General features: G+C 71.7%; 12 protein-coding genes. 10 read left to right on the top strand and 2 right to left on the bottom strand.

From position 1 onward, the window contains the following. Window positions 1-451: 451 nt before the first annotated feature. The 5 genes from ACVCAG_RS31605 (at window position 452) to gndA (ending at window position 6,944) form a co-directional block, all read left to right on the top strand. Window positions 452-1,171 (top strand): ATP-binding cassette domain-containing protein, encoded by a 720-nt coding sequence (locus ACVCAG_RS31605; RefSeq protein ID WP_440087589.1) that lies wholly within the window; start codon window positions 452-454, stop codon window positions 1,169-1,171. Next, window positions 1,168-1,986, top strand: a complete 819-nt coding sequence (locus ACVCAG_RS31600; protein WP_440087588.1) for an ABC transporter permease — start codon at window positions 1,168-1,170, stop codon at window positions 1,984-1,986. Before ACVCAG_RS31605 ends, ACVCAG_RS31600 begins: the two co-directional genes overlap by 4 nt. A 156-nt stretch (window positions 1,987-2,142) precedes the next feature. After that, on the top strand, window positions 2,143-3,444 hold the full coding sequence (locus ACVCAG_RS31595; protein ID WP_440087587.1) for a glycosyltransferase: 1,302 nt from the start codon (window positions 2,143-2,145) through the stop codon (window positions 3,442-3,444). Window positions 3,445-3,510: 66 nt separating this feature from the next. Then, complete coding sequence (locus ACVCAG_RS31590; RefSeq protein ID WP_440087586.1) at window positions 3,511-5,217, top strand: protein kinase domain-containing protein; 1,707 nt, start codon at window positions 3,511-3,513, stop codon at window positions 5,215-5,217. Between the two features lie 296 nt (window positions 5,218-5,513). Then, window positions 5,514-6,944, top strand: a complete 1,431-nt coding sequence (gndA, locus tag ACVCAG_RS31585) for an NADP-dependent phosphogluconate dehydrogenase (RefSeq protein ID WP_440087585.1) — start codon at window positions 5,514-5,516, stop codon at window positions 6,942-6,944. Between the two features lie 98 nt (window positions 6,945-7,042). Here the strand turns inward: gndA and ACVCAG_RS31580 are convergent, their stop codons facing one another. Continuing rightward, complete coding sequence (locus ACVCAG_RS31580) at window positions 7,043-7,648, bottom strand: TetR/AcrR family transcriptional regulator (protein ID WP_447190978.1); 606 nt, start codon at window positions 7,646-7,648, stop codon at window positions 7,043-7,045. Window positions 7,649-7,720: 72 nt separating this feature from the next. Between ACVCAG_RS31580 and ACVCAG_RS31575 the strand changes: the two genes are divergently transcribed. The 5 genes from ACVCAG_RS31575 (at window position 7,721) to ACVCAG_RS31555 (ending at window position 12,987) form a co-directional block, all read left to right on the top strand. Continuing rightward, complete coding sequence (locus tag ACVCAG_RS31575; protein WP_440087583.1) at window positions 7,721-7,945, top strand: hypothetical protein; 225 nt, start codon at window positions 7,721-7,723, stop codon at window positions 7,943-7,945. Window positions 7,946-8,064: 119 nt separating this feature from the next. After that, entirely contained in the window at window positions 8,065-8,850 is a 786-nt protein-coding gene (locus tag ACVCAG_RS31570) for a hypothetical protein (RefSeq protein ID WP_440087582.1), read from the top strand. Window positions 8,851-8,878: 28 nt separating this feature from the next. Beyond that, a complete protein-coding gene (locus ACVCAG_RS31565; protein WP_440087581.1) occupies window positions 8,879-10,006 on the top strand; it encodes a hypothetical protein in 1,128 nt (375 codons plus the stop codon). Between the two features lie 130 nt (window positions 10,007-10,136). Then, window positions 10,137-11,606 carry a hypothetical protein gene (locus tag ACVCAG_RS31560; protein WP_440087580.1) on the top strand — a complete coding sequence of 490 codons (1,470 nt, stop codon included), beginning with the start codon at window positions 10,137-10,139 and terminating at the stop codon, window positions 11,604-11,606. 85 nt (window positions 11,607-11,691) lie between these two features. Then, complete coding sequence (locus ACVCAG_RS31555) at window positions 11,692-12,987, top strand: AAA family ATPase (protein ID WP_440087578.1); 1,296 nt, start codon at window positions 11,692-11,694, stop codon at window positions 12,985-12,987. A gap of 15 nt (window positions 12,988-13,002) precedes the next feature. Here the strand turns inward: ACVCAG_RS31555 and ACVCAG_RS31550 are convergent, their stop codons facing one another. Further along, window positions 13,003-13,956 carry a GNAT family N-acetyltransferase gene (locus ACVCAG_RS31550; protein WP_440087576.1) on the bottom strand — a complete coding sequence of 318 codons (954 nt, stop codon included), beginning with the start codon at window positions 13,954-13,956 and terminating at the stop codon, window positions 13,003-13,005. Window positions 13,957-14,080 lie beyond the last annotated feature (124 nt).

Below are 14,080 nucleotides of genomic sequence, written 5' to 3'. Positions count from 1 at the left end.
GCTTCATGCACTGGCTTTTAACACACTGTTGAGTTCTCAAGAAACGGACGCGTACACCATCACCCTGACCCGACCAAGTGGTCCGGCAGAACTCCGGGGCGTTCGTTCTGTTTTATTCTGTTCTTTCGTTGTGCCTTTATTCTTTCAGGCCCGCTTTTTCGTGTCAAACCGACCCGATCCGGCTTACCTGTTTCAGAATTTACCGCCTCCCCTTTCGGGGCAACCCGTCTAACTTACTTGATCGTCCGATTCATGTCGAATCGGACCTCTTTGGGGACAAAGATCCCGTAAGGAGAAAGATCGTCAGAGAGGGTTCCGAGGCCCCGGCGTCACCGCCGTCTCCCTCGGGTGCTGGTGAACTTTATGAACCCCGACCCGCGTCGTCAAATCAACCGCGCCACCGGGGGAAAACCGATTGCCCGGAGGGGGTGGCGGCCCGCACGCTGGCGTGGTGGTGATTCTTGAGGCCGTGGCGCTGGCGAAGAGGTTCGGCTCGGTGGCTGCCGTCCAGGAGGTGAGCCTCACCGTCGAAGCGGGCCAGATCGTCGGCCTGCTCGGCCCCAACGGCGCGGGCAAGTCGACGACCCTGCACATGCTCCTCGGGCTGATCACGCCCGACAGCGGAAGCATCCACATGTTCGGCCTGGATCTCGCCGGCAACCGGACCGAGGTGCTCAGCCAGATCAACTTCGCCGCGAGTTACGTCGACCTTCCCGGCGTCCTGCACGTGCGTGAGGTGCTCGACGCCTTCGCCCGGCTGTACGGGGTGCGGAAGCCGAAGGTCCGGGTGGAGGAGGTCATCGAGCTGCTGGACCTGGGACCGCTGCGCCGGCGCCGCGTGATGGAACTCTCCTCCGGCCAGCGCACGCGTGTGCAGCTGGCCAAGGCCCTGATCAACGAGCCGAGCCTGCTCATCCTCGACGAGCCCACCGCCAACCTCGACCCCGACGCCGGCGACCGGATTCGCAATCTGCTCGTCCGGGTGGCCGTCGAGAGCGGGCGCGCGATGCTCATCACGTCCCACAACATGCAGGAGGTGGAGCGGATGTGTCACCGCATCCATTTCATGTCCGAGGGTCGGATCGTGGCCAGCGGAAGCACCACCGAACTCACCGGCGTCTACGGCGCGCAGGATCTGGAAGAGGTCTTTCTCAAGGTGGCGCGATCATGACGATAACCCTTCCTCCGCTCAGCCTGGCCGCGCGCAGGCGGCGGATCAGCGGTGTGGTCTTCCGCGACCTGGCGGCGCTGCGCCGCAGCCCGATCCGGATGTTCGAAATCGTCTTCTGGCCCACGATCGAATTGTTCGTCTGGGGCTTCGTGACATTGTTCCTGCAGTCGCAGCGCGTGCCGTTCATCGCCGCCTTCCTGCTCGGCGCGGTCCTGCTGTGGCAGGTGCTCCAGAAGGCCAGCAACGAGATATCGATAGCGTTCCTCGAGGACATCTGGAGCAGGAACTTACTGAACGTCCAGGTCAGCCCGCTTTCCAATGTCGAGTACGTGATCGGGTTGATCGTGTTCTCGTTCGGCAAGGTCGTCTTCGCCGTCGCGATCATGTCGGGGCTGGCGCTCGGCCTCTACGGTTTCGGCGTGACGAGCATGGGCGCGGGGATGGTGCCGTTCATGGCGCTGCTGCTGGTGATGGGCTGGTCCCTCGGCCTGGTGGGAATCTGCGCGGTGCTGCGGTTCGGCGAGAACGCCCAGGTGATCGCCTGGTCCCTGGTCTTCGTGGCACAGCCGCTGGCCGGCATCTTCTACCCCGTCGAGACGCTTCCCGGCCCTCTCCAGGCCATCGCGGAGTTCATGCCCGCGACCCACGTCTTCACGGGCATGCGAACCGTGCTGAACGGCGGCGCCGTGCCCTGGGAGAGCCTCGCCTGGGCGGCACTGCTGGACGCCGTCTACCTCGTCGCCACGCTCGGCCTGTTCGCGTGGGCGCTGCGCCACGCTCGCGTACGCGGCCGGCTGTCTCGTTTCGGCGAATGACGAACAGCGAACAGCAGGCGACGGGCGACGGTAAATCAAGAGCACCGGGAGGACAAACAGCTCACCGGACGGTGAGCAGGATGTCGTGACGTGCGTGCTTCGGGGAAAGCCGCTCCGGGAAAGTGAGGGAGAGAGCGAGGGGCGGGGGCTCTCAGGATGCCGGGGATCTCGGGGACGTCGGCGAAGATACGCGGACACGCCAGGCGCGCGGCGCTCCGGTTGCTGCGGGCCCGCAACGCGAGGCGGGCGCGGCGCGCTCCGGCCCCCGACACCGGAACGGTCCGTATCCTGCTGCAGCACGCGTACGGGATGGGCGGCACGATCAGGACCGTGCTCAACCTGGCGGGGCACCTGGCGCGCGAACGCGACGTTGAGATCGTCAGCGTGGTCCGGACGGCGAAGGAGCCGTTCTTCCCCATCCCGCCGGGCGTGCGGGTGTCGTTCCTCGACGACAGGACCGGACGGCGGGGGCCGGTGGCACGGCTGCTGTCGCGGCTGCCGAGCGTCCTGATCCCGAGGCAGGAGAACGTCCACCGGGCGGTCTCGCTCCGGACGGACCTGCTCATGGTCCGCTTCCTGCGGTCCATGCGCTCCGGCGTCCTGATCTCCACCCGGCCGGGGTTCAACCTGATCACCGCGCTGTTCGCGCCGCCGGGCGTCATCACCGTCGGCCAGGAGCACGTGGCCCTCGACCTGCACGCGCCGGAGGTCGTCCGGCTCATCAAGCGGCGCTACGGCAGGCTGGACGCCTTCGTCACCCTCACCCAGGCGGACCTGGAGCACTACCGCAGAGCGCTGAAGGCGCCCCCGGGACGGCTGCTGCACATCCCGAACGCCGTGACCGCGCTGGCCGGTGACATCTCGAAGCTGGACGAGAAGGTGGTGATCGCCATCGGCAGGATGGTGCACGCCAAGGGCTTCGACCTGCTGGTCAAGGCGTGGAAGCCGGTGTCGGAGGCGCATCCCGACTGGGTGCTGCGCCTCTACGGGCGCGGCAGGGCCGGGGCCGAGCGAAGGCTCCGCGACAGGATCGAGGAGGCCGGGCTGTCGGACACGATGCTGCTCATGGGCAGCTCGCCGGAGATCGGCGTGGAGCTGGCCAGGTCGTCCATCCACGTCGTCAGCTCGCGCTACGAGGGGTTCAGCATGACGATCCTGGAGGCGATGAGCAAGGGCGTGCCGGTGGTGAGCTTCGACTGCCCGCACGGCCCCGGGGAGGTGATCGTCCACGAGCACAACGGGCTGCTGGTCCCGGGGAGGAAGCCCGCGGCGCTCGCGGAGGCGCTCCGCCGGTTGATCGAGGACCGGGAACTGCGCCGCGAGCTCGGCGGGAACGCCGTGCTCACGGCCTCCGGCTACGGTCTCGACACCGTCGGCGCCCGCTGGGACGCGCTCCTGGCGGAACTCGGCGACGAGCATTCCACCGGTCACGAACGTCACTTGCCTGATCAGGCATAAGGGAATACGTCCCCAATTAGCCGATCAAACTCCGGTAATCTGCCGCTCATCTTCAGGAGGTGGCAGGTGGCCGAATCCGGCGCCTTTGCGGTACCGGGCTACGAGGTGTCCGGGGTGCTCGGCCAGGGCGGCTTCGGGATCGTCTACCGGGCCAGGCAGCTGGCGGTGGAGCGCGAGGTCGCGCTCAAGGTGGACAACCGGGTGCTGGTCTCCGAACGGGACCGGCGCCGTTTCATGCGTGAGGTGACCTCGGCCGGCGCCCTCTCCGGCCACCCGCACGTCGCCCATGTCTACGACGCGGGGGTCCTGCCCGACGGCCGGCCGTACATGGTCCTGGAGTTGTGTCCCGGCGGGTCGCTGCTGGACCGGATGCGGGCCGAGAAGCGGCTGCCGCCGGCCGAGGTCGCCGACATCGGCATCAAGATCGCCGACGCGCTGTCGGCCGCGCACGCCGCCGGGGTGCTGCACCGCGACATCAAGCCCGCCAACATCCTGATCAACCGGTACGGCAACGTGGTGCTCTCCGACTTCGGCCTGGCCACCATGCCGTCCTCGGGCGGCGAGGCGTCGGTGACCCGGGAGTCCCTCACCCCGGCCTACGCCCCGCCCGAGGCGTTCGAGCTGACCGAACCCGCCGCCGCGGGCGACGTCTACTCTCTCGCCGCCACGCTGTACGCGCTGCTTTCCGGGCGCCCGCCGCGCTTTCCCGAGAGCGGCGTGGTCAACATCGCGGTCATCATGGCCCTGCACCGCCTGCCCGTCCCCGAGATCCCGGGGGTGCCACCGGAGCTGACCGCCGTGCTCAGGGAGGCCATGGCCACCGACCCGGCGCGGCGCACCCCCTCGGTGTCCGCGCTGCGCGACGCCCTCACGGACCTGCGCCTGGAGAGGGGCGGTCCGGCCCGCCGGTCCCCTGCACCGCGTCCCGCCGCCTCTCCCCCCTCTCCCTCGGCTCCGGCCTCTCCCCCGGCTCCGGTCGCGGGCCCGGCACGCACGCCGCCGTACGCCGAGCCCCCGTACGCGTCGCCGTACGGCACGCCGGCGGCGCGGGGCGGGCCGGGCGGGGAGGCGGCGCGGTCGCACCTGACGTCACCGGGCCTGAAGGGGCTCTCCAGCACCCGGTCGCCCGCGGCGGCCCCGGCGCATCCCTCCTCGTCGAACGTGCGGGTCTTCGTCGCGGTGGCCGTGGCCTTCGCGATCCTGCTGATGGCCGGGGTCGGGCTCATGTACATCGAGAACCGCGACCAGACCCCGTCCACCGGGCAGCGGTCCGGCCCGCAGGCCCTCCAGAACGCCGGCGAGGACGGGAACGCGGCCCCGGAGGCGGACGCGTCCGCGGCCCGCGAGGTCCCCGAGGTGGCCACGGTCACGGCCGCCTGCCCCGCCGCGGCGGTGGCGGGCGCGGGAGCCGCGTGCGTGGCGGAGCCCGAGTGCTGGGGCAGCCTCGTCGCGATCGCGGACGACGCCACGACCAAGCGGATCGGCTGCGAGGAGTCCCACTTGTGGGAGACGTTCGCGATCGCCCCGCTGCCGCAGGACTCCCTCACCCACGATCTGGCGGCCCTGGAGCGGCATCCGACGGTGAAGAAGGTGTGCACGACGCGGATCATGCTCGCCTCCCGGTACGGCGACGCCCGCAGGATCGGGCAGGCCAGGTGGCGGAGCATGATACTGCCGCCCTCGAAGGAGCAGTTCCAGGGTGGTGCGCGGACCTATCGCTGCCTGGGCGGGGTCCTCGGCTCGGAGGCCCCCGGAACCCTGTTCCGCCACTGATCCCCGAGCGACTCCCGGCTCCGCGCCGGGCTCCCTGCTCCTGTTCCGTCGCTGGCCTCCAGGGGATTCCCGGGCTCCGGTGTCCCTGACCCGCCACCGTCCCCAAAGGCCCTTACGGCCTCGCGTCGGGCTCGGGTCTCCTCCTCTCCGTTCCGCCCGGACGCGGAAACCCCGTGGAAACGGGCGGTTCGCGGATCCGTACGGCGCCGGGATCCTCTCTCCCGGGACCTCTTGACGGCTTTGATCGGCGGTGGGTGCAGACTGGCATCCTTGGACACGACAAAGGAGTGTCAGAGATGACTCAGGCTCAGATCGGTGTGACAGGACTGGCCGTGATGGGGGCGAACCTCGCCCGCAACCTGGCCAGGCACGGGCACTCGGTAGCGGTACACAACAGGTCCCAGCACAGGACCAAGGCACTGATCGAGGAATACGGGGACGAGGGAACCTTTGTCCCCTGCGAGACTCCGGAGGATTTCGTCGCCGCTCTGGAGCGGCCCCGGCGTATTTTGATCATGGTCAAGGCGGGTGCGCCCACCGATGCGGTGATCGAGGAGTTCGCCCCCCTGCTGGAGCCGGGCGACATGCTCGTGGACGGTGGGAACGCGCACTTCCTGGACACGCGCAGGCGCGAGGCGGCGCTGCGCGAGCGCGGCATCCACTTCGTCGGCGCGGGGGTCTCCGGCGGCGAGGAGGGCGCGCTGCTCGGGCCGAGCATCATGCCCGGCGGCTCGAAGGAGTCGTACCAGGCGCTGGGCCCGCTGCTGGAGGACATCGCGGCGAAGGTGGACGGCGTGCCCTGCTGCACGCACATCGGCCCCGACGGCGCCGGGCACTTCGTGAAGATGGTGCACAACGGCATCGAGTACGCCGACATGCAGCTCATCGCCGAGGCCTACGATCTGCTCAGGCAGGGACTCGGCCGGACCCCGGCGGAGCTCGCGGACATCTTCGCGGAGTGGAACGAGGGCGAGCTGTCCTCGTACCTGATCGAGATCACCGCCGAGGTGCTGCGCCAGGTCGACGCGACCACGGGCAAGCCGCTCGTCGACGTGATCGCCGACCGGGCGGAGCAGAAGGGCACCGGCCGGTGGACGGTGCAGATCGCGCTGGACCTGGGCGTTCCGGTGAGCGGCATCGCCGAGGCGGTGTTCGCCCGCTCCCTGTCCGGCCACGCGGACCTGCGGGAGGCCGCGCGCGGTCTGCCGGGCCCGTCGGGCGTGCCCGCGGGGGCCGTCGGCGACGAGTTCGCCGAGGACGTGCGGCGAGCGCTGTACGCCTCGAAGATCGTCGCCTACGCCCAGGGATTCGACCAGCTCAGGGTCGGCAGCGCCGAGTACGGCTGGGACCTCGACCTCGGCGCGCTGGCCACGATCTGGCGGGGCGGCTGCATCATCCGCGCCGTCTTCCTCGACCGCATCCGCGAGGCGTACGCGGCGCAGGACAAGCCGGTCACGCTGCTCGCCGCCCCCTACTTCGCCGACGCGCTCACCCTGGCGCAGGACTCGTGGCGGCGGGTGGTGTCGAAGGCCGCCGAGCTGGGCATTCCGGCGCCCGGCTTCTCGACCGCGCTGGCCTACTACGACGGGCTGCGCGCCGAGCGCCTGCCCGCGGCCCTGATCCAGGGCCAGCGTGACTTCTTCGGCGCGCACACCTACGAGCGGGTGGACCGCGAGGGCTCCTTCCACACCCTGTGGTCGGCCGACCGCACGGAGGTCGAAGGCTAGAGCCGGTGACCCCGGGGGCGGCGGATTCCCGCCCCTGGCCCTGGTCCCGGCCCTGCCCCGCTCCCTTGCCCGCCCTGCTCCGGCCCGGTGCCGCGTGTTCAGGGGAGTTCGGGGAGCAGGGCGAACGCGTGGTCGGCGGCGGCGACGGCCGACGGGTGGATCCCCTCGGCCGTCGCCCCCCCGGCCAGGGTCAGCCAGTTGCGCCGGGCCAGCACCCGCTGCGCGGCGAGGACCTGGCCGGCGACGAGCAGCGCGGTGAGCTCGTCGGTGTCCTCGGCGAGCGCGGCGGCGAGAGCCTCCTCGTCGAGGGCCGTGTAGTGAAGCACCCGGGCAGCCAGGCCGGGCGTGGAGAAGACCATCCGGTGGTAGCCGAGCACCTCGGGGTGGTCGTTGAGCCCCGTCACGGGATCGCGCCGGTCGAGCCCGGCCAGGAAGTGCCGGTGCAGCGCCGCCAGCGGCCTCTCGCCCGCCCCGCGCTCGCGGACGACCCGGGCGGCCTCCCCCTGGTGGTCGGAGATGCGGTGCAGGACGAGGTCCTCCTTGGTCGGGAAGTACTTGAACAGGGTCGGTTTGGAGACCCCCGCCGACGCCGCCACCTCGGCGACCGACACCTCGTCGAAGCCGCGCTCCAGGAAGAGCGTGATCGCCGCCGCCGAGATCGCCTCGTGGACCTGCTGTCTCTTGCGTTCCCGAAGTCCTGTCACGCGTTTCAACCTAACAGAAGCGCAACTTGGTCAACATCTTAACCTGGTTAAGATTTTTAGGGGTGAGATGCGATGACCGGCACGGGACTCGACGGCGAGCGGGCCCGCCCGGCGGAACGCGAGGCGGTCATTCGCCGGATGGTCGAGGGCGCGCGGCCGAACGTCGGCGGCGGCGAGCGGGTGGCGGGCGACCGTTACGGCGCCGAGAGGCCGGGCTACCACCTGAGGAGCCTCGCCAGGGAGCTGGACGAACAGCCGGACGGCCCGCCGCTCTTCGGCCACCCCGGCTTCGCCTAGGCGATTTTCACCTTCAATGCACCTTTCGCCCGTTATTGCCATTCAATGACTTGCCCTTTAATGCTGGAATTCGCTGGAATTCAGGGGAGGCTGATGGAACTCCTGTTACGCTCCGGGCCGTGAGTGATTCACTGGACGCGCTGGAACGGCGAATAGCCGACCTCCGCGCCGAGGTGCGACGGGCGGTCAAGGCGAGGGAGAACTCGCTCGCCCGGTCGCTGCGCGGGGATTTACGCAGGGCCGAGCAGGCGTGGGACGCGGCGATAGCCTCCGACATCCCGGCGGCCCCGACGCCGCCACACGAACCCGAGACCTCGCTGCTGCCCATCAGGGAGCAGGTCCACCAGGCACTGACCATGCTGGGCGTGCCGACGCCGGCCAAGCTGATCGTGGCGGTGAACGACGCCTTCTTCTCCCGCGAGCTGCGCGGCTCCCAGCTGACCAGCCTGCGGCGCGACGAGGAGCGCTCGTTCCGCGGCGACCCCTACGCCAGGCCGTACTACCTGTGCGCCGCGCTGACCGACCGCCTCTCCCCCGCCCGGGGGCTGCTCGCCGACAGCACGTGGCCGCCCGAGCTGCGGGTGCTGGGACCGCTGAGCCCGCGCGTCGACTTCCTCACCTCGGCCGTGCGCGTCGCCGAGCAGCTGACCCGGCTGGCGGAGCCGCCCCCGGGTGCGGTGCGGCTGCTGTCACGGATGGCGCAGAACATCCCGGGGGCCGTCGAGGGATTCGCCCCGGCCGACCCGGCGACCGCGATCCGCGCGGCGCGGGCCGAGCTGGAGGTGCACCTGGCCGCCGACTCCGCGCAGCGGGCCGAGGTGGCGGCACGGGCGACGAGGCAACTACCGGACGTGGAGCGCCTGTTCGGCGCCACCGCGATGAACACCTTGAGGGGGGCCTGTTGAAGACCAGGCTGGACGGGGAGACCGGCTCATGAACAAGCTCAGGGAGAGGTCCTTCCCGAACAGGCTTGACGAGCTGCGCGGGCCGATGCCGTCCCGCCCGCACGACGCGCGGGCCATCGCGGCGCTCGCCGCCAACCCCGGCTGCGCGCGCCGGGCGTTGATGGACGCCGCCGGTGTCGACAAGGACCTCACGGCCCGGCACGTCGGCTTCCCCGCGCCGTTCGGCCAGTCCCAGTTCGCGATCAGCCGTGGCAACGTGTTCGAGGCGCTGGTGAAGGAGAACGGCTGCGCCGAGCTGCTGCGGCTGCTGCGCGAGCTGCTCGGCCTGGCCGTCGCCCAGGTCGGCTACCAGGACGTGGAGAGCGTCGGCTCCCACCTGCGCCACTCGCACACCCGGGCGCTGATCGACCGCGCGGCGCGCGAGGACGACGGGACCGCGGTGTTCTACGACCATCCGCTGTTCAGCCTGCAGATCGCCGGGCACACCTCCTACCTGGAGCCGGACGTGGTGGCCTTCCAGATCGGGGGACGCTTCCACATCGTCGAGATCAAGTCGTTCGGCATGATCGACGGCCAGGCCGAGCCGGACAAGGTCGCGGCGGCGACGCGGCAGGCCGCGGTCTACGTCCTGGCGCTGCGCACGCTCATGGCCGACCTCGGCCACGACCCGCAGCGTGTCTCCCACGACGTGGTCCTCGTCTGCCCGGAGAACTTCGCCAACCGCCCGACGGCGGCACTGGTCGACGTGCGCAAGCATCTCTCGGTGCTCACCCGCCAGCTCACCCGGATGACCAGGGTCGAGCATCTGCTGGAGGGCCTGCCCGGCGACCTGACCTTCGATCTGGCCCCCGGCGAGGACGGCGTGCCGACCCGCTCGGCGGAGGAGCTGGCCCAGGCGCTGCTCCAGGTGCCCGCCCGCTACGCGCCCGACTGCCTGTCCACCTGCGACCTGTGCATGTTCTGCCGTCACGAGGCCCGCGCCTGCGGGTCCACCGACCTGCTCGGGCGCCAGGTACGCGACCAGCTGGGCGGCGTCTCCGGCATGGACGAGGCGCTCGGCCTGGCCGAGGGCACCCGCGAACCGGCCGAGGGACAGGAGGAGATCGCCCGCCTGCTCCGGCTGGCGAACCGGCTGCGCGAGGAGTCGCTGCGGTGAGGACGGGCGCATCGGCCGCACGGGACGTCACCACGGCGGATACCCGCGAAACGGCCGCACGAGACGTCACCGCGGCGGAGACCGGCGCAACGGGCCCGGCCGGGTCCCCGAGGCGGACGGGGGGCGGCAGGTGAGCACGCTGACGGCGCTGGCGCAGCTGCGGGCCGTCAGGGACGGCGTCGCGCAGCGGATCACCACGGTCCGGCACTGCCACATCTCCGCCCAGCCGATGGTGCTCATCCCGCTCAAGCTCGCGGGCGAGGCCGCCGCGCCGCTGGCCGCCATGGTGGGCACCGACCCGGGTCACCCCCGGCTGCTCATCGTTCCCCAGCCCCGCAACCGGGACCTGCGGTTCGCCTTCGCCGCCGGGCTGGCCGAGGTGCTGCTGCCGTACATCGAGGGGTTCGAGAAGAGCACCGAGACGGTCGAGCGAAGAGGCGGCGAGCCGTACGAGCGATGCCTGGACGCGCCGCAGATCCTGGTGCCGAACCGGCCGGCGGCCTCGTTCGCCGGGCTGCTTGGCCGGTCCACCCGGTTCCGCCGGGCCGACGGCCCCTACCCGGTGCATCCTTCGGTACCGCTGCTCGGCCGGTGGCTGACCTACTTCGGCGACCGGTCGCGGCAGCCGGGCTCCTCGGTGCTGCTCGCGGCCACCGAGGCGCTGAGCCTGCACTGGGCGACCGGGCAGAGCGGGCTGGAGGACGCCAACCTGGCGGCGCTGCTGGGGTGGATCGATCCGCCGCCGGGAATGTCCGGACGCCGGGCGGCCGAGGAGGCCGAGGACCCGCTGCTCTGGCCTCCGGCCGGTCCCGCCACCGACCCCGGCTTCGACAACGAGGTGCTCGGCCCCGCGATACGCGCCTACGAGGAGGCGCCGACCGATCGCGCCGTCGACCGGATCGCCCAGGCGCTGCGCACCCAGCTCGACCCCACCTGGCGGCTGATGTGGCGGAGCGTGGACCTGCTGCGCTCCCTGCCCGAGGGGTCACGGGTGAAGGACCGCTGGGAGATCGACCGCGGGTCGTTCACCCGGTTCGTCGAGCGGATCGCCGAGGGCGGGCCGCCGCAGGCGCGCAGGGACGGGGCGGTCGGCGCCGCCGCGCGACTGGCGGGCCTGGAGCGGGCGCGGGCGAGCTACGACGTGCAGCGGGCCCACGACGACCCGCTGCTCATGGCCGAGTACCGGCTGAGCGGCGAGGCCTTCGCCGGGACGGTGACGTCCGCCGACCCCGAGCACAGCGAGGGCGAGGGCCGCTCGCGCAAGCTCCGCCCCCTGATCACGGTGCGGACCGGCGACCCGGTGCGGCTCGCTCCCGGCACCACGGTCGGCAGCCCCGACCGGCGCGGCCACGCCGCCGAGATCGTCGAGATCGCGGACGGGGAGATCACCCTCAAGGTCACCAAGGGGATGGGGCGGGGCAGGACACCGGCCCCCGGCTCGGTGCCCGAGCCGGGCGAGCGGGTCTCGTACACCTCGCTGACCGACGACTTCCAGTCGTCGGCGGCGCTGCCCGACCCGGAGCAGACGCCGTGGACCCACGGCGGGCCCCCGCAGGAGTACGAACCCAGTGACGACGACGCGCAGGAGGAATGGTTGTGAGCGTTCACCGGACCCCGCGTCGCCGGGCGGTGTCCCGTCCGGTCGCGCGCGCTCCTCGCGGGGCGGGCCGCGACGGGGGTGCGGCATGACCCCGCAGCAGGAGGCGGCGGCCGTGGTGGAGGCCGTGCTCGCCGACCTGCCCCGCCACCGCGGCGTGGTCGTGGACTCGCCGCCGGGCGCGGGCAAGTCCACGCTGGTGGTGAAGGCCGCCGGGCACATCGCGGAGACCGGCGAGCCGCTGATGATCGTCGCCCAGACCAACGAGCAGGTCGACGACCTGGTGGAGCGGCTCGCGGCCGGGCACCCCGACCTGCCGATCGGCCGCCTGTCGGCGAGCGGCTACATCACGCCCGCCCGCATCCTCGCCCACCCCAACGTCTCGGTCGCGGGCAAGCTGCCCGACCTGGGAGACCCGGCCGTGGTGATCGCCACCGCCGACAAGTGGGCCTGGATCGGCGACCGCACCTGGCCGTGGGCCATCGTCGACGAGGCGTACCAGATGCGCTCGGACAAGCTGCTGCGCATCGCCTCGCTGTTCGAGCGGGCGCTGTTCGTGGGCGACCCCGGCCAGCTCGACCCGTTCTCGATCGTGGACGGCGACCGCTGGGCGGGCCTGTCGTGGGACCCGGTGCAGAGCGCGGTCTCGGTGCTGCTGCGGCACAATCCCGACCTGCCGGTGCACCGGCTGCCGGTCTCCTGGCGGCTGCCGGCGTCGGCGGCGCCGGTGGTCTCCGAGGCGTTCTACCCGTTCACCGGCTTCCGCGCCGGGACGGGCCCCGACGACCGGTCGCTGGAGTTCACCGTGAACGGCATGCGCACCTCCCACGACCGGGCGCTGGAGGAGGCGGCGGTGTCGGGCTGGGCGCTGTACGAGCTGCCGAGCCGCCACACGGTGCGCACCGACGCGGAGGCCGTGGCGGCGACCGCGCTCCTGGCCACGCGGCTGCTCCAGCGGGGCCCGGTCGCGCACTCCGAGCGCGGCAGCCATCCCGTCACGGCCGACCGGATCGCCATCGGCGCCGCGCACCGCGACCAGGTCGCCGCGATCAGGGCCGCCGGAGTGCCGCCGGAGATCACGGTGGACACCGCCAACCGCCTGCAGGGCAGGGAGTACGACGTGACGATCGTGCTCCACCCGCTCTCCGGGCGCCGCGACGCCACCGCGTTCCATCTGGAGTCGGGGCGATTGTGCGTGCTCACCTCCCGGCACCGCCACGCCTGCGTCGTGGTGGCCAGGGCGGGCATTCCCGAACTCCTGGACGCCCACCCGTCGTCCGAGCCGGTCCAGCTCGGCGTGCCGGTGAAGTTCCCCGACGGCTGGGAGGCCAACCAGGCGGTGCTGGCCCATCTCTCCAAGCACCGGGTGACCCCGGACGGATGACCGCTCTCCGCGCGGTCAGATCGTGCGCCGCCAGACGTCGATGGCCAGCACCTGGCGCATGCCCACCGAGAGGTAGAGGTCGAGGGCGGGCGTGCTGTTGTTGGCGTCGACGTGGAGATAGGTGCCGGCCCGCCCGCGGCGTGCGTCGTCGGCGAACGCCCCGCGCAGCATGAGCCGGCCCAGGCCCCGGCCCCTGAAGGCGGGGAGTACGGCCAGCCGGCGCACGTAGCCGCAGTTCTCGTCGCCGAGGAAGGCGTTGGTCCCCAGCAGCATCGCCACGGGCTCGCCGTCGAGGCGAGCGACCGTCAGCTGGGCCCAGTCGGTGCTGACCGAGGAGTCCAGCTCGCCGTACCACTCGTCGTAGTCCTTCGGGGTGAACCCGAAGTGCTCGGCGAAACCGGCCTGCTCCACGGCGTGGCCCTGGCGGCGTACCTCCTCGGTGAGCCCGTGGTGCACCGTCGTCCCGGCCGGGAGCTCGGGCCGGGGCACCGTCCCCTCGTGGTCGGCGCGGAGCCGGATGAAGCTGGTGGCGGCGGAGAAGCCGCGGGCGGCGGCGACGGCGCGCTTGCCGCTGTCCTCGCGGTAGAGGCCGATGTCCACCACGGCCCGGTCGTGACCGAGTTCGGCGGTGATCTGCCTGGCCCGCTCGGTCACGGTGTCCCAGAGCGGGCCGGTCAGGTCCGGCGTGGCGGGGTGCACGACGACGTCCACGTCGACGTTGTCGCCGCCGCCCTTGCGGCAGGCCCAGGCCCACGCCACCAGCCGCCCGGTCTCGTCGTGGACGAGCCAGCCGTCGGACTCCGCGTCGAAGGAGGAGTCGTTCAGCTGGTCGGCGACGTCGTCCAGGGTCATGTCGGCCTTGCCGATCACCTGGGTGTCGCAGAGCGAGATCAGCTCGTGGATCTCGCGGGCGTCGCCGGCCAGCGGCCGCCGGGTGACGTACCCGGCGGCGGGGGTGGTTGTCTTCATGCCCCCATCGTGGCGGGGGCGGCTTGGGGATCGCTGGGCCGGGACTTGGGGCCTGGGGCCGGCCGGCCCCCAGGCCTCGGCGAGCCGGTCGGCCGGGCACCGGGGTCTGGGCCTCGCACCGGTC

The sequence above is a fragment of the Streptosporangium sp. G12 genome (genome assembly GCF_052983175.1).
Note: the sequence above shows the minus strand (reverse complement) of the source record. Positions and strands in the feature narration are given on the sequence as shown.

Bases quoted from the DNA above. Each gene is read 5' to 3' on its own strand.
- ACVCAG_RS31600 (WP_440087588.1), top strand. From the start codon at position 1,168: ATGACGATAACCCTTCCTCCGCTCAGCCTGGCCGCGCGCAGGCGGCGG.
- ACVCAG_RS31595 (WP_440087587.1), top strand. From the start codon at position 2,143: ATGCCGGGGATCTCGGGGACGTCGGCGAAGATACGCGGACACGCCAGG.
- gndA (WP_440087585.1), top strand. From the start codon at position 5,514: ATGACTCAGGCTCAGATCGGTGTGACAGGACTGGCCGTGATGGGGGCG.
- ACVCAG_RS31575 (WP_440087583.1), top strand. From the start codon at position 7,721: ATGACCGGCACGGGACTCGACGGCGAGCGGGCCCGCCCGGCGGAACGC.
- ACVCAG_RS31565 (WP_440087581.1), top strand. From the start codon at position 8,879: ATGAACAAGCTCAGGGAGAGGTCCTTCCCGAACAGGCTTGACGAGCTG.
- ACVCAG_RS31555 (WP_440087578.1), top strand. From the start codon at position 11,692: ATGACCCCGCAGCAGGAGGCGGCGGCCGTGGTGGAGGCCGTGCTCGCC.
- ACVCAG_RS31550 (WP_440087576.1), bottom strand. From the start codon at position 13,956: ATGAAGACAACCACCCCCGCCGCCGGGTACGTCACCCGGCGGCCGCTG.